Consider the following 21,985-nt stretch of genomic DNA (forward strand, 5'->3'; position numbering starts at 1 on the left):
GCCCCGGTCGCGTGACCGTCGGGGGTGGGGGTCAGCTCGGGAAGGGCCAGGTCGGGCACCACGGCCAGGTGACCTGGCCCGGGTAGGGCGGGCCCCACGGCGGGCACTTGGGCAGGGTCGGCGTCGACTGGGCGCTGGTCCACAGGATCTTGCCGTTCAGCTGGACGGCGATCGCGCCCTCGTTGTAGACGGCCAGCTCGGCGCCGGGGTTGCCGCCGGTGTTGCTGGCCCACAGCGCGGTGTTGGCGGCGGAGTACACGACGAGGTTGCCGTCGCCCTGCATGACCAGGATGTTGCCGTCGGGGATGGCGCCCTTGGCGACCCAGATCGGGGTGGTGTCGCGGTACAGGACGACGTTGCCGTCGCCCTGCATGGCCAGCATGATGTGGCCGTTCGGCGAGTACCAGGCCTGGTTGCGGTTCAGCAGGCTGTTCATCGGGATGTGGGTGGGCTCGGACAGCGCGGCGGCCACGGCGGCCGGAGCCGCGGCGGGGGCGGCGGCCTGGGCGGCGTCGGCGGTACCCGTGGTGAGGGCGCCGAACCCGATCGTTGCGAGGGCGGCCAGGGCGGCGACCCGGGAGCGGAGTCTGGACATGGGTGGGCTCGAAGTCCTTCCGGGGAAAGCGGAGTTGACGAAGTAGCGGGAGGGTTTCCTGTGGCGCCCGTCCCGCTGCGTCCGGCGCCGCACCGAACGTTAGGCCCGCGGCGCGCCGCCGATCGGCAGATCCACCGGCAGCTTCCCGCCCGCCCGCCCGCCCGCCCGCCCGCTCGCCCGCCCGCTCACCGCCTTCGACAGCGCCGGCACCGACTCGTGGTGCGGTAAGCGGGCGTTCCCAGCCCCCGCTCGGCCGCTTCGGTACGGTGCCGCCACCGCGACGCCAAAGCCTGACCCTGCCGGGGACCTCGGAGCTTCCCGGCCCGGCCCCGGACGCTCAGCAGCAGCCCCACTGCGGGGTGGGCGCGGTGGCCGGGATCGCGGAGGCCCGGGCGGCGGGTGCCGGCGGGTGGATGGTCGTTCCCGCCTTGATCGTCTCGACGACCTCGATGTCGCGGATCGCCTCCGGGTCGACCGTCAGCGGATTGGCGCTGAGGATCACCAGGTCCGCGAGCTTGCCGACCTCGATGCTGCCCTTGCGGTCCTGCTCGCCGTACTGGTGGGCGGCGTTGAGGGTGATCGCGCGGACCGCCTCCAGGGCCGACACCCGCTGCTCCGGCCCGAGGACGACCCCGTCGGTTCGGGTGCGCCGGGTCACCTGGCTGGACAGCACGGCGATCGAGTCGGGCAACGCCACCGGCGCGTCGTGGTGCGAGGTGTAGCGCAGGCCGCGGTCGAGCGCCCAGCGGGCGGGGGAGATGGTGGCCGCCCGCTCCTCGCCGAGGACGGTCCTGCGGTACCAGTCGCCCCAGTAGTAGGTGTGCATGGAGAAGAAGGACGGCACGATCCCCAGCCGGGCGAACGCCTTGACCTGGTCCTCGCGGGCGGTCTGCGCGTGGATGGCCACGGTCGGCCGCCGGCCCGGCCCGGCCGCCTCGACCGCCCGGAGGAACTGGTCGATCGCCGCGTCGCCGTTGACGTGCGCCAGCACCTGCCAGCCCCGTTCGACCGCCGTGCTGACCTGCTTGGCCACCACGGCGTCGTCCGACTCCGCCGGGTACCCGCAGTAGTCCTCGGGCTGCCCGGCCGGCGGCGTCAGGTAGGGCGCGGTGAGCCACGCCGTGCGGCCCTGCGGCGAGCCGTCCAGCACCAGCTTCACCCCGGCCGCGCGGACGCCGTCCAGGTACTCGTCGCTCACCCCGATCGGGTCGTCCAGCGCGGAGGAGATGACCTCCCCGGCCTTCACGTACGCGACCACGTCGACCGCGAACGGCACGGCGGCGGCCGTGTCCCGCAGCGCCTTGAGGTTGGCGAGGGTGGTGCCGCCCTCCTGGACGGTGGTGAAGCCGAAGCTCGCCGCCGTGGCCGCGCCGGTGATGAACAGCATCAGCAGTGCCCGTTCGGGCAGCCCCGCGAGCGCCAGGTCCGAGGCCGGGGTGAACGCCTTCTCCTCCAGGACCCCGTCGGGCTCGCCGTGCGCGGGCGGGACGGCGAGTTCGCGCCGCCGGATCACGCCGCCCTCGGGGTCGGGCGTGGCGGCCGAGTAGCGGAGCCGTTTCAGGCCGAGGCTGTTCACCGCGCCGAGGTGGAAGGACTGGTGGATGGCGAGCACCGGGCGGTCCCTGGACACCTCGTCGAGGTCCTCGCGGGTGGGGTGGCGGCCCTCGGCGAGCATCGCGTCGTCGTAGCCGAACCCGACGATCCACTCGGAGTCCGCGCCCACCGTGCTCCCGGCCCAGGCGCGCAGCTTGTCCTTCAGCGAGTCGAGCCCGGTGACGTCGCCGTCCGGTGCGGCCAGCAGGTTGGCGATGGTGGCTTGGAGGCCGATGCCGCCGAGGTGCCCGTGCGCGTCGACGAACCCGGGCAGCAGGGCGCGGCCCTCAAGGTCCCGTACGACGGTGTGCGGGCCGTTCCACTGGTCCAGCGCCTCCTGCCGGGGGCCGACGAAGACGATCGTGCCGTCCTTGACGGCCACGGCCTCGGGGGGCCGGGCGCCACTTTCGCTGCTCTCGGTACTCCCGGCGCTCTCGGCGACGGTGACGATCTCGCCGCCGTGGAGGATGAGGTCGGCCTGCTGGGCCATGCGGGTCTCCTGGAGGTAGGGGTTTGCGTCACGCTCCTACCCATGGTGACCGCGGAATCACCTTCTGTGGCGCAGGTCTGTCCGCATGTCCCTCCCGCACGGTGGTTGCGGGTGCCTCAGGTGTCTCAGGTGTCTCAGCGCTGTTCCTCCGGGCGCCTCTCCAGCTCCCAACGGGTGTGGAAGGTCCCGTCCCGGTCGATACGGTGGTAGGTGTGCGCGCCGAAGAAGTCCCGCTGGCCCTGCACCAGCGCGGCCGGGAGGCGCCCCGCCCGCAGGCCGTCGTAGTAGGCGAGCGCGGTCGCGAAGCCGGGGGCGGGCACCCCCAGTTGGGCCGCCGTCGAGACGACCCGCCGCCAGGCCGACTGCGCGGAGCCGAGCGCCTCCCGGAAGTGCGTGTCGGTCAGCAGCGTGGGACGCTCCCGGTCGGCCTCGTACGCGGCCCTGATCCGGTCCAGGAACCGGGCCCTGATGATGCAGCCGCCGCGCCAGATCGCGGCCATCTCACCGGGGTCGATCTGCCAGGAGTACTCCGCGCTGCCGGCCTGGATCTGGTTGAAGCCCTGGGCGTAGGCCACCATCTTGGAGGCGTACAGCGCCTGTTCGACGTCGTCCGCGAACCGGTCCGACGCCGCGCTGTCGAGCCAGGTCTCGGTGGGGCCGGGCAGCCCCCGGCCGGCCTGCCGGAGCGGCACGCTGCCGGACAGCGCCCGGGCGAAGACGGCCTCGGCGATCCCGCTGACGGGCACGCCGAGCTCCAGCGCGCTCTGGACCGTCCAGCGGCCGGTGCCCTTCTGCTCGGCCTGGTCCAGCACGACGTCGACGAAGGGCTTCCCGGTCGCCGCATCGGTGTGGGCGAGGATCTCGGCGGTGATCTCGATCAGGTAGGACTCCAGGCGTCCGCCGTTCCAGGTCCGGAAGACCTCGGCGATCGCGTCGGGTTGAAGTCCGGCTCCGTGCCGCAGCAGGTCGTACGCCTCGGCGATGAGCTGCATGTCGGCGTACTCGATGCCGTTGTGGACCATCTTGACGAAGTGGCCGGCGCCGTCCGGCCCGACGTGGGTGCAGCAGGGCTTGCCGTCGACCTTGGCCGCGATGTCCTCCAGCAGCGGTCCCAGGACCCGGTAGGCCTCCGGAGTGCCGCCGGGCATGATGCTCGGCCCTTCCAGGGCGCCCTGCTCACCGCCGGAGATGCCGCTGCCCACGAAGTGCAGGCCGCGTCCGCGCAGGGCCGCCTCCCGCCTCCTGGTGTCGAGGAAGTGCGCGTTCCCGCCGTCCACCACCACGTCGCCCTCGTCGAGCAGCGGCACCAGCTCGTCGATGACCGCGTCGGTCGGAGCCCCGGCCTTGACCATGATCACGATCAGGCGGGGGCGTTCCAGGGCCGCGACGAACTTCTCCGTGGTCTCGGCGGACACGAACTCGCCCTCGTGCCCGAACTCCTCCAGCAGCGCCGTGGTCCGCGCCAGCGTGCGGTTGTGCACGGCCACCCGGTAGCCGTGGCGGGCGAAGTTCCTGGCCAGGTTGCGGCCCATCACGGCCAATCCGGTGACGCCGATCCGGGCCGGTGCCTGCTCGGTCATGGCGGGAATCTCCAAGGGGGTCTCGGGGGCTCGGGTGCTCGGGTGCTTGGGGCTGTCGGGACTACTCAGCGGAGAGCGCGAGGATCTCGTCCTCGGGAAGCTCGACGTACTCCTCGCCCTCCACCCGGATCTCCGAGCCGGAGAGCCTGTTGAAGAGGATCTTCTCGCCGACCTTGACGTCCACCGGGTGCGGCTTGCCGCTCCCCAGCTGCCGGCCGGGCCCCACCGCCACCACCTCGCCCGTCCACGTCTCCGGGTCCTGCGGGGCCGAAACCCCGATCGGCTTGACGATCAGATGATCGTGCTTCGGGTGGAAGTCGGGCATGGCATGGTCCTCTCACGTAGCCGCCTGCGGCGCAGCCGGGGCCGCCCCCACACCCCGATTCTGCCGATCCGCGTCCGCGACCGCCCCACCAGCCGCTCGACGTTCACGCACCGGCGCGGCCGCCTCCCGCCGCCCGTCGCCCGCGATGGGGCGGCCGAGTTGCCGGGCCCGGCATACTCCGTTCGGGTAACGGGGCGTCGGCCCGGGCGCAGCGGGGCGGCTCCGGTCGGCTACTGCAGCAGTGCGGCGTGCGGGTGCTCCGGGGCCGCCGGGCACGCGTAGATCTGCTGGTTGTACCCGTCGCCGACGGTGATCATGGTCGGTGCCGCCGAGTCGGGGCGGACGGCGTCCCGGGTCGCACCGGCCTGGGTCGCGCCGGCCCGGTCCTCGTACGGGATCCAGCTGCGGACGTCCGCGCGCCACTCCGTCGTGGCGATGGTCAGCATCGGGTCCATCCGGCAACCGCAGGCGCGGCAGTACTGCGGAGCGGGATCGGTGAAGCTCCAGGGAGCCCAGCCGCCGGCCTTCCAACCGGGGGCGACGGACAACTCCCAGTCGTAGTACCCGTCCTCCGCCCCGTCGTAGGCGCTGCCCGGCTTGGCACCGGTCTTCCGCCGGGCGCTCCACGCCCGGACCTGCGCGCGCAGGTCCGGGTCGAGCTCCACCGCCAGGGGGTACTCGGTGACCTGCTCGGGGGAGACCAGGCACGGCTGCGGCAGGTAGTCCTCGTACTGGATCGCGGGCGGCTGCGGAGGCGCGGCGAGGACCTCGCCGACCGCGGTGGCGGACCGCCAGAACAGCTCGGTCCTCGGCATGCTCTCCCAGGAGTAGTCGAAAGGGTGCTCGAATGGGTGGTCGAAGGGATGGTCGAAGGGACACCACAGAACCTGGAGCAGGTCCGCGCCTTCGGGCGGACGCAGGTCGGGCACCTCGCGGACGTACAGCTGGGCCACGGCCAGCATCGCGACCGGCCCCTGCGGGCACGGGCGGCCGGCGCCGGCCCGATCCAGCACGGCGCGCTCCTGCGGGGTGTAGGAGCGGGCACCCGCTGGCCGGCTCCGGGCGGCCGCCCGGATCTCGCGCAACAGCCGGACATCCGCCGGGGAGGTCGCCGGCAGCACGGCCGGCACCCGGTGCGTGCCCTCGCAGTGCGGCCACGGCTCGGCGGCGGGCCACAGCAGCGGACCTCCGACCGAGCTCTCCCGCGGGGACGGCGATCCGGGCCGCGGGTGCAGCCGGGTCGCCGTCCGGGCCAGCGGGGCCAGTTGTGGGAAGGCCGCCACGATGTCGTCCGGCCTCGGCGGGGTGGTGCGGGTCATGCCGGCCTCCCAGCCGTACCGGTTCCGGTTCCTCGGTCCCCAGTTGCCCGGTCTCAGTTCCCCAGACCGGGCCCGCCGTTCTCGGGGATGTTCAGAAGGGTCTGCTCGTTGAAGACGGGCAGTGACGTGCCGTCGGGCAGCTGGACCGTGGCGCTCATGCTCGCGCCCCACGGGATGGTGCTGCTGTCGTCCCGGTAGAGGGGCGTCACCATGTAGTACACGGCGGCGTTCCCGTCCGCGGACAGCGCGTTCACCTCCTTCTGGACCCTGGCCTCGAACATCCTCATGCTGATCCCCTTGATGTTCAGCCCGAGCTGGTAGCACGGGACGAGGTTGATCCAGTCCTCCTTGTGACTGCCCCTCCCCCCGAGGACGTTGGCGATCAGATGGCAGCGGGCGAGGCCACCGCCGGGAGACTGCGCGTTCGCGTCCTCCCAGCCCGTGATGTCGCCGGCGGCCTCGTCCCCCTTGACCAGGGGGTTCGTCAGGCAGGCCTCCGCCTTGCCGGCCCTGGTGGCCGGCGCGGGGGCCCGGGAGCCGGAGGGGCTCGGGCCCGCGGTCCGGTTGCGACTGGGCACGGGCTGCTCGGTGTTGAGGATCCATCCGCTGCCGCTCGGCCTGCCCCGGGGTTGGGTCAGGCAGGCGGCCTTGCCGGAAGGGGAGGGCGACGGGCTCCCGGGGCCGGTGTCCGGGGGCTCCGGCGCGGGTTGGACGGTCTTGATCTCGTCGATGACGAGCTTCACGCCGGCCTTGTACGCGACGAGCTTGCCGCGGCGGTTCATGGCGGTCTTGAAGACCTCCAGGGCGGGGGCCGCGGCGGCCCCCGGCATCTGGACCTGGAGGGCCGTGTAGTTCCCGTCGGGCTTGCGGACCAGCCCGTCGTAGGCGATGGACGGGCTGCCGAGCTGCGCCGCCTGTGCGGCGGGAAGCTGCCCGACGGCCTCGGGCAGCAGGTACGCCGTGCCCGGGCGCATGTCGACGGTGGTGCCGGCCTGTTTCGCGTAGGCCTTCAGGGCGGAGGTCCGGGGCTGCTGGTACGGGCTGTCGGCGGTGCCGGCGGCGTCGGAGGTGTCGACGGTGTCGACCCCCCGCCTCCGGCTCTGGGACTGGCTCTGACCCTGGTTCTCGCTCTGGTTCTGCCTTTGGGACGGGGCGTGAGCGCGGTGCTGCGGAGGGGCGGCCGCGTCACCGCCCTGGTCCATCGCCGCCGCCGGGTCCGGTGGATTGTCGGCGAGGCTCTGGGTGGCCTGGGCCATCTGCTGGAGCAACTGCTGGGCCCGGGGCTGGAGCTGCTGCTCCTTGGCCTGGAGCGCCTTGGCCTTCGCCTCCTGGGCCTTGGCGGCGGCGCCGAGTTGGGACTGCCTGGAACTGAGCTTGGACTCCTCCTGCCCGAGCTGGGACTGCTCGCTCTCAAGGCTGCCCTTCTCGGCCTGGAGCTGCGCCTGTTCGGCCCTCAGTTCGCTCGCCTCGGCGTCGTACGCGCTGGACGCGGCGGCCTGCGCGGGCAGTTGGAAGGTGTGCGGCTTGTTGTTATGGGCATCGATCCTGGAGGCCAGGGCCGCCGCGCGCGTCCCGAAGCTGCCGGCCTTCTGCTTCGCGGCAGCGGCCTTGCTCTCGAACGCCGCGGTGTCGTTGCGCAGGGCGGCGGCGTCCTTGGTGATCTGCTCCGCCTCGGCGACCACGGCCTTCGCCTGCTGCGCGATCTCCGCTTCCTGCCGGTTGAAGTCCTCGATCTCCCGGACCAGCTGCGCCGAGGCGGCCTCGACGTCCCCGGACGGGACCAGGACAGCGACGCCGCCCGACTGGGCCAGGACGGCCGCAGCGCCGGTGGCCGCGAACGCGGGCGCTCCCGCGCCGACGACCGGCACCAGTACGGCCGCCAGCGCCAGGAGGACGACGCGCCGTACGGCTATTCGTACGGCCGTCCGCACAGTCGTCCGTACGGTTCGCCGGCGGCGAGCGGCCGGGTCGTACGGGGACGCGGTCATCCGCTCACCTTCCCGGTGAGCTCGTCGGCGAGCTTCGCGGTGGTCGGCTGGCCGTCGCCCGCCTGGCAGACGGCGACCTGGACCAGACTCGTGCCCTTCACCCGCGCCTGGTGGTGGCAGGCCCACTGCGCGCCGCCGTCCTGTGCGCCGTCCTGCGCCGCCGTCCACGCCACGGCGACCTCGGTGGGAGGGTGGGCCGTGTAGGCCCACTTCGCGGTACGACCTGCCTGGTCGGTGACCGTCGAGGACGGGCACTTGGTGAGACCGTCGGTGAGCGCCTGGAAGGCCGCGCCGGTCTTCTCGCTGTCCGGGAACACGCCGATGACCTGGTTCACGGTGTAGGCGCCCGTGGCCCCTGCGTCCTGGTAGGTCGCCGACAGGAACGCGGTCCACGCCTGTCCGTAGACCGACTGGGTCGTCGGTCCCGCCGCGACGGCGCATTCCGACGGCGACACGGCGAGCGGGGCGTGCGGCCGGTCCGACTGCGGGCCGGCGACCAGCGTCGTCCCGGCCAGCCGGCTGACGCCGTCAGGGCTCACGAGGTCCGCTTGGACCGTACCCGCGGCCACGTGCGGCGGCAGGCTCGTCGGCTGCTGCGGCCAGAGCCACCACCCGATGCCGGCCAGGACGAGGCAGGGCACGACCGCGGCCACGATCAGCTGCCAGTGGCGCGGTACCCGAGTGAGCCGGGGCCTCTCCGGGCCTGCTGTCGGCGCGTGCTGCGGAACCGGCGGCTGCGACTGCGACGGCGGTTGCGACTGCGGCGACGGCGCCGCGCCGGATGCCGAAGGCGGCCCAGCAGGACGGGCCGCCCCAGCGCCTGACGGGCCATCACCACCCGGGCCCGCCGGCGGCGGAATGATGTAGTCGGCGTCTTCGGCCACGCTGATCTCCCCCACGACACGCCGCCATCCGGGCGACTCAGGTTGCGTTCTGTAAACGAAGCCGGGACATACCGTCACTCATCCAGCGCAGCGGGGCAAGACCTTCCGGTCGGATTTGAGGACCGTCTGAGCATTTCGCCGAAACCACCAACTGCCAGTCAGTGATCCAGAGTTGGATCAACCCGCGTCGTGCCGCGCAGGGCCGACGGATCGGAACCCTCGGCGGTGAAGAGCCAGGACGCCCGGAGGACCACCGGACTCCGAGGATCGCTCGGAGGTGAGGAGGCCGAGCCCCCGGAGCAGGCGTACAGCCTGCTTGTCCGTCCACGGACGGAGGGCAGCCGCCTGCTCCCGAGGCTGAGTGGGCCCGCTACGATGCGCCACGTGCTTCTCGCTGTTGACACGCATTCGCATGCGTACCAAATCGGACAGTCCATGGGGACGTGGGGTATACCCGCTCTGATCGCTGTCCTCCTCGCCTGGCGGTTCACCGGCACCTGGCGAAACCCCGTCGCCCGCACCCTCGAAGAGGCGCCCCGCGTCGCCGCGGTGCGGAGAAGGCGCAGGAGCGTCAGCATTGTGGCGACTCTCCTCCTCGTCGGCGCCGGGGTGATCGCAGTGGTCGTAGAGGTGGGTTCGGACTCCTCTTACGGCCCTGCGGCCCGGTCAGGCCCGGCCGGGCGCACCATCGACGCTCCGGCAACCGTCGCCGGCTACCACCTGATCACCGGTGAGGCCGCAGTCGGTCTGTCGGCCCGGGTGCCGGGCGCGACCCCCGAGCGCTACTGGTTCTATACGGACACGCCGGACGGCACCCGGCCGAGCCTCGTCTTCAACGCCTCCACTACGCAGTGGGATCCCAAGCTCGCCCGGGAAAACGCCACGCACTCCCTCTCCTGGGGCCTGACCAACTTCTTCGCGGGCGCGAAGATCGAAGACCCCCAGGACGTCGACGCCGGCCCGCTCGGCGGAGCCATGCAGTGCGGGCACCAGATCGGCAGAGGAGCTGTGATGTGCCGCTGGGGCGACGCCTCGACGGTGGGCTCCGTCGCGGTCCTCGGCATCACGGACATTCACCAGGCCGGGGCGATCGCCCTGCAGTTCCGCAGCGCCGCCGAACACTGAACAACTCGGCGAGACACACCGTCAGACTTATGAGGCCTCAAGCCATCGGGCTGATGGAGCCGCGGTCCACTCCGGGACCGGCCACTGTGCTGTGGGCGAGTTGAAGCAATTTGACGCTTGATCGGGCGAAACCTAACTTCGATCCCGTACCGATCATCGCTCACTCGTTCGATAGCCCGGAGGGGTTTTCGCGTGCCTCCTTACGAACAGGCTTCTGTCGGCATATCAGGAATCTCCGAGAATCGGCCGAAAACCTCCTACAAGGCGAGTGTCGACTTGGTCTCCCCTCCGGCCCGGCGGGCCGGACTGGCGGATCGGGGCCAGTGCTTCCTCGGCGTCAGCCTGGAGAACGGCAACTTCGCTCCGGGAAAACTCGCCGCGATGCTCCGCTGGATAGCCGGGCGGTTCCGCCGTTGCACGGTGCTGGTCGGGGACAGCATCCACCGGATCACCCTGGCATCCACCCAGGGACTGCCGGAGGACGAGGCGCTCTCCCGGGCGCTGGCCCTGGGCGACCGCTTCATCGCCGACACCCGGGCCCTGTTCGAGGCCGAACGCGAGCGGACCGAATTCACGTTCCTGCGCTGCTCCGAAGTGCAGCGGTGGGATTCCTACGCAAAGCACCATCGAGGCCTCACCGACTACCGCCGGGCCGACCGGAACTTCCGGGAGTCCGTCGATGCGTTCGGGCGGCGCTTTCACGCCAGATATTCCGGCCAACTCGCCGAGGCAGACCTGGAGAGGCGGGTCGAAATGTCCGCACAGTACTTTCTGGAGGAGTCCGCGATATTCGCGTGTCTTGCCCAGGAAGGCCTTTCCGTCATGGTCTACCCCGGTTCGTTCGGCACCCTTTCCGAGATCACCGACGGGAAGCACCCGGACGCACCGGAGGAGCTGCGTCGGCTGACCGTCGTCTCGCTCGATCTGCGGAGGCGTTGACGGCGCCCCTCAGCCCGCCGGGCGCTCTGCCGGACCGCCGGAGCAGCGCGTCCAAGCTCGGGTGCCGTCGGCATGACCGGTGGTCAAGGATCGCTTCTTAAGGACTTCTTAGGAGTCCTCCGTATCACTGTGTCATGCACACCGGTACTCATACGTCATCCCTTGCGGGCCCCGCCCGCCGGCACGTTCCGCGCGCCGTTCTCGTCCTCGCCGTGGCCACCGCGCTGGTGTCCGGAACCGTGGCGAGCGCCAGCGCCAGCTCCGCCTCGCAGATGCGGGTGCGGGTCCATGACGGGCGCGTCGACGTGCCGGTACGCGGCGGCACCGCCACCATCGATGCGGCCACGCTGCGGGCCGAGGCCCGGACCGAGGACGGGCGGGTGGTCCTGCTGTCCGCTCCGGCCGACCAGGGGCTGGGCAGGGCGAGCGACCCGGTCAGGACGGCGAGCGGCGCGGCCTGGTCGTACCCGGAGAAGGGCCTGCGGGCCGAAGTCCGCGCCGATCACGGCCGGTTGCTGGTCACCCTCACCGGGACCGCCCCCACCGGGAGCGGCGGCGACACCTCGGTGCGGTGGCCGGTGACCGCCACCGATCCGGCCGCCGCCGAGGTCCAGCTCCCGCGCGGCGAGGGGCTGTCCCTTCCCGTCGACGACCCGTTCTGGAACTCCTCCGACGGGGCGCTGGTCGGCGAGGAGCAGGAGCTGAGCTCGCAGCTGTCCATGCCGATGTGGGGCTACACGCTCCGCTCCGGCCGGACCGGCGTCAGCTACATCGTCCCCACCGACATCGGCACGTCGCTGACGTTCGCCTCCCAGGACGGCCGGCTGCGGGCCACGGCCGAGCACGGGTTCGCCGCCGGGAACGGCACCGGCACGTACACCGTGGCCTTCTCCCTCACCGACGGCTCCCCGGTGGCCCCGGCCGTGGACTACCGCAACTGGCTTGCGGAGCACGGGCAGTTGGGCAGCCTGAGCGAAAAGATCAAGCAGAACCCGCAGACCGCGAAGCTGCTCGGCGCCTTCCACGCCTACGCCTGGGGCGGCGCCCGCCGGCCCGCCTACCTCGACCGGCTCAAGGAACTGGGCGTCTCCCGGCTCTGGCTCGGCTACGACTCCGACGACTCCCCGATGGCGAGCGAGGACGTCAAGGCCGCCGAGGCCGCCGGCTATCTGGTCGGACCGTACGACTCCTTCGCCAACGGCCAGCAGAAGACGGACGATTCGTCTCCCAACTCCGTCTGGCCGGACGACGTCTACCCCCGGTTCTGCGTCGTCAGGGCCGACGGGACGCCCCAACCCGGCTTCCACAAGAAGGGCTGCTACCTCAGCTCGCAGGCGTTCGAGCAGGCCGAGCCGCAGCAGCACTACCTGGCGGACCGCACCCGCTCGCTGGTCGCCAACGGGGCCGACAGCTACTTCCTCGACGTGGACGCGGCGGGCGAGCTCTTCCGGGACTTCGACCCCGGCCACGCGATGACCATGGACGAGGACCGCGCCAACCGGCTCGCCCGGATGCGGCGCCTGACGGACGGCTCGTACGACGCGTCCACGGGCCGGCCCGCCCCGCTGGTCCTGGGCTCGGAGTCCGCCGGCTCCTGGGCCAACCAGGTGCTGGCCTTCGACCACGGCTCGGGCACCCCGGTGGACGGGCGGCTGTGGGCGATGGAGTCCGGGCACTTCGACAACGGGCCGCAGGACCCCAAGGACGACGGCGCCTGGGGTGGCTACGCCCCGGAACAGGCCGCCGCCACCTTCTTCAAGCCGGTGCGGACCACGGACTTCAAGCCCGAGCACCAGGCCCGGGTGGCCGCAGCCCTGAAGGCGATGTACGACCCGCGGTACCGGGTGCCGCTGTACGAGACGGCGCTGCACGGGTCGCTGGTCAACGTCGAACGCTGGGAACTGCCCTTCGGCAAACTGCCGGAGCAGAAGACCACGCGTGCGCTGCTGGCGATGCTCGACAACACCCCGCTCAACTTCGTGCTCAGCGACAAGGACCCGCGCGACGGGCAGAACCAGCGGGAACTGGCCGCCCTGCAGCAGTACTTCGCGCCGCTGCACCAGGCGGCCGGCACCCGGCAGCTGACCTCCTTCCGCTGGCTGACCGGCGACCACCTGGTGCAGCGGACCGTCTTCGGCGACGGCACACTGACCGTCACCGCCAACTTCGGCACCACGGTCCACGACGGCCTGCCGGGCGGCTGCGTGGACGCCACCGTGCGCGGACGCCCGGGCACCCAGCGGCTCTGCCCGGGTGACGTGGTCTCCTGACGACCGCGGCTGATGAACTGATGAACTGACGAGCTGACGAACCGGCGGGACGGGCGGCCACGCCCGCCCCGCCGCCGGTGTCGGGCGGACGCGGCGTGGTGGGTTAGCCTGCGCTGTGGCCGGGTGCGCGGGGACGACCACGGGGTGCGCACGGACCGGCCGACGAACGAATTTGGGGGGTTTCACATGTCCAGGATCATCACTGCCGCCATGCCCGCGCACGGGCACACCGCGCCGATGCTGGCGATCGCCGCCGACCTGGTGGCGCGCGGGCACGAGGTGGTCTTCCTCGGCGGGGCGCGGTTCGCCGGGGCCGCCGAGGAGACCGGGGCGCGCTTCGTCGCCCTGCCGCCGGAGGCGGATTTCGACGACCGCCGGATCAACGACTCCTTCCCGGGTCGGTCCGAACTGCCGCCCGGGCCGCAGCGGTTGGCCTTCGACGCCCGGAACATCTTCATCGACCCGGTGCCCGCGCAGTACCGGGCGCTGCGCGCGCTGCTGGCGGAGTTCCCGGCCACGGTCGTGCTCGGTGACTGCTTCTTCCACGGCGCGGTGGCTCTGGCGCTGGCCCATCCGCGCGACGAGCGGCCGGCCGTGGTGGGCATCGGGGTGTCCCCGCCGATGCTGCAGAGTGTCGACACCGCGCCCTTCGGCCTCGCGCTGGCGCCCCAGGCGGGACCGGAAGGGCTGGCCCGCAACCGGGAGTTGAACGCCGAGGCGGCGCTGCGCGGCGAGCCGCTGCGGCAGTACGCGGCCGAGGTCTTCGCCGGGGTGGGGGCCGAACTGCCGCCGGGGCCACGGGCGAACGCCGCCGTCACCGGGCCCGACCACTACCTGCAGCTGACCATCCCGGGGTTCGAGTACCCGCGCAGTGACGCGCCGGCCTCGCTGCGCTACATCGGCGCGCTGGCGCCGCAGAGCCGGATCGAGGTGGAACTGCCGCAGTGGTGGCCTGAGTTGGCCTCTAACCGTCCGGTCGTGGTGGTCACCCAGGGCACCCTGGCCAATGACGACCTGACCGAGCTGCTGGTCCCCGCGGTGCGGGCGCTGGCCGACCGTCCCGACCTGCTGGTGGTCGCGGCCACGGTCCGCCCGGACGGGCCCGAGCTGCTGGCGCAGGCGCTCGGCGGCCTGCCGGACAACGTGCGGGCCGCCGGCTACCTGCCGTTCGACCGGCTCCTGCCGCACGCCGACGTGTTGATCAGCAACGGCGGCTACGGCGGTGTCCACACCGCGCTGGCCTTCGGGGTGCCGCTGGTGGTCGCGGGCGGCAGCGAGGACAAGCCCGAGGTGGCCGCCCGGGTGGCCTGGCGCGGTGTCGGCGTCGACCTGCGCACCGGGCGCCCGGGCGAGCCGGAGCTGCGCGAGGCCGTCGACCGGGTCCTGGCCGACCCGGCCTACCGTGCCAACGCCGCCGACCTGGCCGCCGAACTCGCGGCCCACCAGCCGTTGACGGCGATCGCCGAACTGGTGGACTCGCTCGGCTGACCGCCGAGGGTGCCGCCGGGCGCTCGGGGAGATCGATCGGCCGGGGGAAGCCGCCCGCCCCCGGCCGGGGGCGATCTCGTCGCCCGGGCGGCCACCGCTCCCGACTGCGCGCGTGTGCGTGTGGGCTCAGCGGATGTTGATGCCCACCATGGCGCGGCTCTTGGGGAAGCCGATCGGGTCGCCGTCGATCGTGTTGGTGGTGAGGTCCAGGACGCTGACGGCGTGGCCGAACCCGTGGGCGATCCACAGTTGCTTGCCGTCCGCGGTCAGTGCGGAGCCGAGGGGGTCCCGGGTGACCTTGACGGGGTCGCCGATCCGGACGGCCTTCTGGGTGTCGACGATGGCGATCGCGTCCCCTGACGAGCAGGAGACGTAGCCGCGGCTGCCGTCGGCGTTCAGGGCGATGTAGGCGGGGCCGTCGCAGGCGCTGATGGGCTTGCCGACGGGCTGGTCGGTCGCGGCGTCGAGGACCAGCACCGAGCCCGCGCGGGTCATGGGGACGTAGAGGTACTTGCCGTCCGGACTGACCACCGGGCGGCCGAGGTCGTAGCGGACGACCGTGCGGTCCACCGGGAGGAACACCACGGCGTACTTGCCGTCCCTGGTCACGGCGATGTCCCTGCCGTACTTGGCGGTGCTGATCGGGTCGCCGACCAGGGTGCGGTCCTTGGTGTTGAACTTGTAGATGAGGCTGTTGTCGATGTCGTAGGTGTAGGCGATGGGGACGTCCGCTGCCCGGGCGGAGGTCTGCCGTCCCCAGGTCAGGGCTGCGACCACGGCCGCGGCGGTGAAGGCGGCGGTGATCAGAGTGGCGCGGCGCAGTCGTGGCCGGGAGCGGTGTGGCGGGGGGAGTCGTCGGCCGTGCTCTGGTCGGTCATGGGGGAGGCCTTTCCGGGTCGGGAGTGCGGATCACTTGGTGGTGGTCTTCGCGGTGGCGCTGCCGGTGCCGTGGGCGATCTCGTCGCCCGGCTCGAAGACGCTCACCCCGAACTTCTTGTTGAAGGTGTCGGCGGCGCCGGGCGTGACGTCGCATCCCACGTCGTCGGTCGTCGCGCTCGAGCCGCTGACGGTGACGTCGGAGGAGCGGTCGGGGCAGGTGAGCAGGGGGACCTTCTGGCCGTCGAGCGTCACGTCGACCTCGCCGGTGGCCAGGTTCTCGGTCATCTGCGTCACCTCCACCTGCTGGCCGGTGGTCCCGTTGTCCGCGCCGGCCTCGTCGGTGGGGGTGAAGACGACGTCGTCCTGGCAGCTGACGGTGCCGGTGAGGGAGCCGTCGGGCATCAGGTTCGCGGTGCCGCCGGCGCCGGAGCAGTGGGTCTCGTCCTCGACGAGCCCCGTGGTGTCCCCGCCCTTCTGGTTCTCCTGGATGCCGGCCTGGTCCAGCGTCAGGTTCGCGCGACCGGTGAGCTGGACGTCGGCCTGGCCGTTGGACAGTGCGAGGTCCTGCTCGGCGGCGGCAGCCGCGGCGCGGGCCTGCGCCGAGGCGTGGGAGTCGAAGGTGCCGGGCGGCGCGGTCAGGCCGGCCACGGTGATCGCCACGGCGGCCGCGGAGAGGGCCAGCACATATCGACCGGTGCGCATGCTTTCTCCTGGTTCGAGGAAGTGCGGGGCAATTATCGTTCGCACACTTACAGGCCCTGCTTGGATACGCCGTCATCCCCGCGCGACGCGCGGGTGCGGAACCAAATCGGAGGAGCCGGAAGCCACCAGTTCCATTCCCCCAGCAGGCGCATGACGGTGGGCACCAGCAGCAGGCGGACCACGGTGGCGTCGAGCGCGACGGCCACGGCGAGCGCGAAGCCGATCTCCTTGATCTCCAGCGCCCGGTCGGCGAGCAGGCCGGCGAAGAGCAGCACCATCACCAGCGCGGCGGTGGTGATCGGGCGCGCGGTGCGCTGCAGCCCCAGTGCCACGGCGCGGGTGTTGTCGCCGGTGGCCAGGTACTCTTCCCGGATCCGGCGCACCAGGAACACCTCGTAGTCCATGGACAGTCCGAACAGGACGGCGAAGACGATCACCGGCAGATACGCCTGCACGCGGCCCGTCGAGGTGAACCCGAGCAGGCCCTGGGCCCAGCCGTGCTGGAACACCGCCACCGTCAGGCCGTAACTCGCCCCGGTGGCCAGGAGGTTCATCGCCACGGCCTTCAGCGGCAACAGCAGGCTGCGGAACACGAAGACCAGGTAGCACAGGGACAGCGCCAGCACGGAGCCGATCACCCACCACACCGTCGCGGACACCTCCCGCGTGATGTCCAGCAGCAGTGCGCCGAACCCGCCGACCGCGACCGGGGTGCCCGATTGACGCAGCGGCTCGGTCAACTCCCTGATGCGACGCACCAGTTCGACGCCCGCCGGAGAGTCCGGGGCGACGGCCGGGACGACGACCACCATGGTGAGGTCGCGGCCGTTGTCGACGGCCTGGACGACGGCCGCCTGCGGCTGCGCGCGCAAGGCATCCAGGAGCCCCGGCAGCTGGGGGGCGGGCCCGGCGGCGGTGTGCGGGACCATGACCGTCACCTGGCCCGCCGCTCCGGCGAGCGCGTCGCTCTCCAGGACCGCCAGAGCCGCGCCGGAGGGGGTGCCGGCCAGTGCGTGGCGTCCGAAGTCGACGCCCAGGCTCAGGCCCAGGGCCGGGGCCGCGGAAGCGCCGAGCAGGGCGAGGCCGACCAGCAGGTAGGGCACCGGACGCCGCATCAGGCGCCGCGCCCAGCGGGCCCACGGCTGCCCCTCCGCATCGCCGACGTCCTGGCGGGCCGGACGGCGGCCGGGCAGCGCGCCGCGCCCCAGCCAGCGGACGGCCCCGGCGAGGCCGGCGGGCAGCAGGGTCAGCGTCGCGGCCAGGACCACGGCCGTCACCGTGCAGGTCCCGGCGGTGAGGTCGCGGAAGACCCGGGAGGGCAGCAGCAGCATGCTCGTCGCGGCGGCCGCCACCACCGCGCCGGAGTAGCAGACCGTCCGGCCGCTGGTGGCCAGCGCCCGGCCGGCGGCCTGTTCCGGTGGGGCGCCGGCGGCGATCTCCTCCTGGAAGCGGACGACGACGAACAGCGCGTAGTCGATGCCGATGCCGAGCCCCACCACCGTCACCACGGTCACCAGCAGGGTGTCGGGACGCAGCGTCGGGTCGATCAGCCCCACCGCGGCGATCAGACCGAAAGTGAGTGCGATGGCGGCGCCGGCCAGCACCACCGGGACCAGGGCCGCGCCCACCGTGCCCAGGCCCAGCAGCAGCACCACCAGGGCCAGGATCACGGCGACGCCCTCGACATCGCGCAGATCGGCGAGTTCGACGGAGCGCAGGTCGTCGTTGACCGGCGTCCTGCCGACCAGGGCGGCGCTGACCGCGCCGTCGCTGAAGTGCTGCGCCACCCGCCCCACCTGGGCCTGCTGGGCGCCGATCCGCTCCTGGCGTCTGCTCTCGTCACCGCCGAGCCCGACCAAGGCGTAGGCGTTGTGAGGATCGTGGCGCAGCCGTGAGAGGGCGGCCATCAGCGCGCCGACATCGTCCGCGGGGGGCGAGGCGGCCGCCTGCTCGGCGGTCGGGAGCACGGCCACGGCCCGGACGCCGTGCTGGTGCCGCAGCGCGGCCGCGGTCCACGCGACCGTGTCGGCGTAACGGGGATCGGTGGCATCGAGCTGCTCGGAGTGGAACACCAGCAGGAGCTGCTCGGATCCCAGCAGCGGAAAGCCCCTGGCGGCCAACCCGTCCGCCCGCACCGACTCCGATCCGTCGACGCGGACGACAGGGGCGCGCAGCGAGTACAGGAAGTGCGGCAGCAGCCCGATCGACGCGGCGACCGCCAGCAGCCAGACACCGCAGACCAGCCCCCGCCGGCGCGCCGAGAACACGCCCAGCCGGTGCAGGAGGGGCGGACGCGACAGGGGGCCCGGCGCCTGCGGCGGCGAGGGTGCCGGTTGGGTGGGTACGGGTTGGGTGGGTGCGGGCTGGGTGGGGAGTGTGACCTCGTGGGCGCTCACGGGCGTGCCGGAACTGCGGCGCCGACCGGCGGGTGCAGCAGGCTGCGCACCAGGATCGCCGCGGTGCGTGGTGCCGTGGTCCAGTCCTTGGCGCCCACCGCCTGGTTGCCGCGACGCTCGACCCGGTCCAGGGGCGCGCGCAGCAACGCGGCTCCGGCCTGCCAGGCCGCACGGCTGGTCGGATGCACCAGGTCGAGGACGTCGAGGCCCTCCTCCCACAGCGTTCGTGCCCGTGAGACCTCGAAGCGCAGCAGCTCGCGCACCGCGGCACTGCTGCGCTCCGCGGCGAGGTCGTCGCGGGTCAGCCCGAAGCGCTCCAGGTCCTCCAGCGGCAGGTACAGCCGGCCCATCCGCAGGTCCTCGGCGATGTCGCACACGATGTCGGTGAACTGCGCGGCCTCCCCGAGCCGGGTCATCGCCTGCTCGGCGGCGGGTGAAGGATCCTCGAAGACGCGGAGCAGGATCCGGGCCGGGGCGCCGCCCACGGCCCGCAGATAGGGCCGGAGTTCGGCGAACGTCGGGTAGTGGGCCGGGGACAGGTCCATCCGCAGGCCGTCCACGTAGGCCATCAGGTCCTCGACGCGGATCCCACGGCTGTGCACCGTGTGCGTCAGCGCACGTGTGATCGGATCTCCCGTACCGCTGCTGCTGCCGTCACCGTCTTCGAGAGCTGCGGTGAGGTGTTCGGCCCACCGTTCGAACTCCTCGGCCCGGCCCGGCCGGTCACCCCCGTCCACCAGCTGATCGGCGTGCCGGCCGAACGCGTACGCCGCCCACAGGTGCGGGCGCACCGCCGGCGGCGCGCAGCAGCTCGCCGCCCAGTAGGTCCGCCCGTCCACCGAGATCAGCATCCGCCGGCAGAACTCGTAGGATTCCCGCAACGTGTGATCGGTGATGCCGGCCCGGTCCAGTGACCAGCGGTCCAAATACAACGGAACTCCTACGGCGAGTGGTCGGGCTCCCGCTCCGAGCCGGCGGCCGCACATCTCCTGAAGGGCCGTCCGGGCGTGGCTCCCCAGGTGGGGCGCCGAAGCGGGCTCATCGTCCCGCAGGCCGATCGGCGCAGATTTGGTGACACGCCGTCATATCACGCGACCAGCCTCCCCCCGCTCGGCGCACAGAGCTGGATTCGGTTTGTCGTCTTATCGTCCGCTGGTCCGATTCCACCTGTGCAGGAACGGGCTCTTCCGGAAATGCGTCCGATGAGCGGGGAGTGAACGAAGTGACTTGATCACACGTCAATTGACTTTTCCCCGTTGGCAATTCACCCGACGCAGCCCCGGGCATTTCCGCCCGGCAATGCGCTAACCTCCTCCTGGCGTGATCACATGCCGATCTCGAATTGGGGGGAATCACATGGCAATCGGACGACGACAACTCCTCACCTCCGTCGCGCTCACCGCCCTCGCCGCGCCCGTCCTGGCCAAGGGGACCGCGACCCGCGCCTCCGCGGCCACGGGTACGGGTACGGGTACGGGTACGGCCGCACGTATGGCCGCCGGCTCCGGGCCTCTGTTCATGCAGGTCGTCGCCCACGAGGACGACGACATCCTGTTCATGAACCCGGACCTGTCCAACGCCCTCGGCAACGGCACCCCGTCCGTCACGGTGTTCGTCACCGCCGGGAACATCACCGGTGACCCGTGCGTGGGCGGCTGCTGGGACCCCGCCGGCGACCCACTGCGCACCTGGAACCGCCAGATGGGCGCCGTCAACGCCTACTCCCGGATGACCGGGGTCGGCGACAACGACCCGGCGACCGACGAGATCGGGCACTGGACGGTCGAGGCGTGGACGGTCGCGGGCAAGCAGGTCGAGCGGTACATGCTCAAGGACCGGCCGGTGCACCTGATCTTCCTCAACCTGCACGACGCCGGGCTCGCCAACGTGTTGAACGGCGGCACCGACACCACGGTCGTCCCGGTCGGCAGCCCGCTGTCCGGGCCGTCGACCTACACGGCGGCGGACGTCGTCGAGGTGCTGCGGCAGCTGATGGTGACGTACCAGCCGACCGTGCTCCGGGCCCAGGACGAACTCCCGGACAGCCGCTACTCGGGCGACCACTCGGACCACGTCTCCGCCGCGAAGTTCGCGGGCGTGGCGGCGAGCCAGTACGGCGGCTCGCTGATCCAGGTGAACTACCGGGACTACAACATCAGCGACTGCCCGGTGAACCTCGACCCGGCGACGGTCGGCGCCAAGGGCGTGTTCGTCTCCGAGTACGCGAGCCACGACCACTCGGGGAACTACTCCGACGCCTGGTTCTCCCGGATGTACTACCGCTGGTCGCGGGGCACCTCCTGGGCCGGGCTGAACCAGGACGGCCGGCCGCAGGTCTTCGTCGTCCGGGCCGGCGCCCTCTACACGTACTGGCGTCAGACGGACGGCAGTTGGGGCGGTCCGGTGCGGATGGCCGACCCGGGCGGGCGACTGGCGCCGGGCATCGCGGTCGGCACCAACGCCGACGGTCGGCTGGAGGTCTTCGCCCGCCGCCTGACCGACCACCACATCATCTCCCTGCCCCAGGGCACGCCCAACGGCTGGTGGTGGAACAGCTGGGCCGACCACGGCAACCCCAACACCGGGCTCGGCAACGAGGACCAGGTCGGCGTGCCCGTGGTGGCCGGCCACCAGGACGGGCGGCTGGAGCTGTTCGTCAAGAACGGCGGGGGCGGCCTCAGCAGCATCCGGCAGACCACCCCGGGCGGGGTGTGGACGGGCACGTGGACGGACCTGGGCGGCACCGACCTCCAGGACCCGGTCACCGCGATCCGCAACGGCGTCGGGGCGATCGAGGTGTTCGCCAGCACCCGCACCGGAATCCTCGGCTGGCGGCAGGGCGCCCCGAACGGCGCCTTCGGCGGCCCGAGCCCGATCCCCGGCGCCCGGCCGGCCAGCCCGCCCAAGGCCGCGCTCGACCAGGACGGCCGCGTCGAACTCGCCTACCGCGAGGCCGGCACCGGGGCGATGCTGGTCAGCTACCAGACCCGGCCCGGCGGTGAGTGGAGCCAGTCCCCGGCCCCCCTCGGCGGAGACGGGGGAGTGGGCGAGCCGGCGGCGGCCACCGCCGGCGGACGGGTCGTCCTGTTCGAGCGCAACGGCGGCGGCGGCGTGAGCACCACCGCCCAGACCGCCCCGAACTCCGGCTACGGCGCCTGGCAGGACCTCGGCGGCACCGTCCTCGACTACCCGACCGCGCTCGTCGACGGCGGCGGTGTCCTGTACGTGTTCGCCATCGGCACGGACGGCCGCGTCTACTACCGCACGGGCACGACGCCCACCAACCTCGGCGGCTGGCAGGGCATGCCCCTGTGACCGCCGGTTCCGTCGGCCGCGGGGGCCCCCCCACCCACCCGCGCCCCGGCCCCCCCCCGCGGGGGGGCCGGCGACACCAGGTCGGACCACCTCTGTA

General features: G+C 72.4%; 16 protein-coding genes. 5 read left to right on the forward strand and 11 right to left on the reverse strand.

Translation table 11 applies throughout. The features are described 5' to 3' along the window. Positions 1-31: 31 nt before the first annotated feature. The 7 genes from ACFV6I_RS21345 to ACFV6I_RS21375 form a co-directional block, all read right to left on the reverse strand. Positions 32-595 carry a hypothetical protein gene (locus ACFV6I_RS21345; protein ID WP_380426978.1) on the reverse strand — a complete coding sequence of 188 codons (564 nt, stop codon included), beginning with the start codon at positions 593-595 and terminating at the stop codon, positions 32-34. 337 nt (positions 596-932) lie between these two features. Beyond that, a complete protein-coding gene (locus ACFV6I_RS21350; RefSeq protein WP_380426980.1) occupies positions 933-2,678 on the reverse strand; it encodes an amidohydrolase in 1,746 nt (581 codons plus the stop codon). 134 nt (positions 2,679-2,812) lie between these two features. After that, positions 2,813-4,258: an NADP-dependent phosphogluconate dehydrogenase gene (gene gndA, locus ACFV6I_RS21355; protein WP_380426982.1), complete on the reverse strand. Its 1,446-nt coding sequence runs from the start codon at positions 4,256-4,258 to the stop codon at positions 2,813-2,815. 61 nt (positions 4,259-4,319) lie between these two features. Next, positions 4,320-4,583: a hypothetical protein gene (locus ACFV6I_RS21360; protein ID WP_063352590.1), complete on the reverse strand. Its 264-nt coding sequence runs from the start codon at positions 4,581-4,583 to the stop codon at positions 4,320-4,322. A 230-nt stretch (positions 4,584-4,813) separates the two neighbouring features. Continuing rightward, entirely contained in the window at positions 4,814-5,902 is a 1,089-nt protein-coding gene (locus ACFV6I_RS21365) for a hypothetical protein (RefSeq protein WP_380426984.1), read from the reverse strand. 53 nt (positions 5,903-5,955) lie between these two features. After that, positions 5,956-7,890, reverse strand: a complete 1,935-nt coding sequence (locus ACFV6I_RS21370) for a DNA/RNA non-specific endonuclease (RefSeq protein ID WP_380426986.1) — start codon at positions 7,888-7,890, stop codon at positions 5,956-5,958. Next, the gene (locus ACFV6I_RS21375) at positions 7,887-8,531 is read right to left on the reverse strand and encodes a sensor domain-containing protein (RefSeq protein WP_363373859.1); all 645 of its coding nucleotides are present in this window, start codon (positions 8,529-8,531) and stop codon (positions 7,887-7,889) included. Before ACFV6I_RS21375 ends, ACFV6I_RS21370 begins: the two co-directional genes overlap by 4 nt. Positions 8,532-9,353: 822 nt before the next feature. Here ACFV6I_RS21375 and ACFV6I_RS21380 point away from each other — a divergent pair. The 4 genes from ACFV6I_RS21380 to ACFV6I_RS21395 all read left to right on the forward strand — a co-directional run bounded on the left by ACFV6I_RS21380 (position 9,354) and on the right by ACFV6I_RS21395 (position 14,596). Further along, positions 9,354-9,899, forward strand: coding sequence for a hypothetical protein (locus ACFV6I_RS21380; protein WP_380426988.1), 546 nt, complete (start codon positions 9,354-9,356; stop codon positions 9,897-9,899). A 192-nt stretch (positions 9,900-10,091) separates the two neighbouring features. After that, complete coding sequence (locus tag ACFV6I_RS21385; RefSeq protein WP_380426990.1) at positions 10,092-10,838, forward strand: tRNA-dependent cyclodipeptide synthase; 747 nt, start codon at positions 10,092-10,094, stop codon at positions 10,836-10,838. Between the two features lie 212 nt (positions 10,839-11,050). Next, a complete protein-coding gene (locus ACFV6I_RS21390; protein ID WP_380426992.1) occupies positions 11,051-13,108 on the forward strand; it encodes a glycoside hydrolase in 2,058 nt (685 codons plus the stop codon). Positions 13,109-13,294: 186 nt separating this feature from the next. After that, positions 13,295-14,596, forward strand: a complete 1,302-nt coding sequence (locus tag ACFV6I_RS21395) for a glycosyltransferase (RefSeq protein ID WP_380426994.1) — start codon at positions 13,295-13,297, stop codon at positions 14,594-14,596. A 126-nt stretch (positions 14,597-14,722) separates the two neighbouring features. On the opposite strand, the gene ACFV6I_RS21400 is transcribed toward ACFV6I_RS21395, so the two are convergent. From ACFV6I_RS21400 to ACFV6I_RS21415, 4 genes are all read right to left on the reverse strand, one after another. Further along, positions 14,723-15,373: a YncE family protein gene (locus tag ACFV6I_RS21400; RefSeq protein WP_380426996.1), complete on the reverse strand. Its 651-nt coding sequence runs from the start codon at positions 15,371-15,373 to the stop codon at positions 14,723-14,725. Between the two features lie 132 nt (positions 15,374-15,505). After that, on the reverse strand, positions 15,506-16,177 hold the full coding sequence (locus tag ACFV6I_RS21405; RefSeq protein ID WP_380426998.1) for a hypothetical protein: 672 nt from the start codon (positions 16,175-16,177) through the stop codon (positions 15,506-15,508). Between the two features lie 47 nt (positions 16,178-16,224). Continuing rightward, positions 16,225-18,444: an MMPL family transporter gene (locus ACFV6I_RS21410; protein WP_380427000.1), complete on the reverse strand. Its 2,220-nt coding sequence runs from the start codon at positions 18,442-18,444 to the stop codon at positions 16,225-16,227. A gap of 125 nt (positions 18,445-18,569) precedes the next feature. Continuing rightward, positions 18,570-19,454, reverse strand: coding sequence for a phytoene/squalene synthase family protein (locus tag ACFV6I_RS21415; RefSeq protein WP_380427002.1), 885 nt, complete (start codon positions 19,452-19,454; stop codon positions 18,570-18,572). Positions 19,455-19,929: 475 nt separating this feature from the next. Here ACFV6I_RS21415 and ACFV6I_RS21420 point away from each other — a divergent pair, with 475 nt between their 5' ends. Continuing rightward, on the forward strand, positions 19,930-21,888 hold the full coding sequence (locus ACFV6I_RS21420) for a PIG-L family deacetylase (RefSeq protein WP_380427004.1): 1,959 nt from the start codon (positions 19,930-19,932) through the stop codon (positions 21,886-21,888). Positions 21,889-21,985: the final 97 nt, after the last annotated feature.

Source organism: Kitasatospora sp. NPDC059803, from assembly GCF_042732255.1.
GTDB lineage: Bacteria > Actinomycetota > Actinomycetes > Streptomycetales > Streptomycetaceae > Kitasatospora.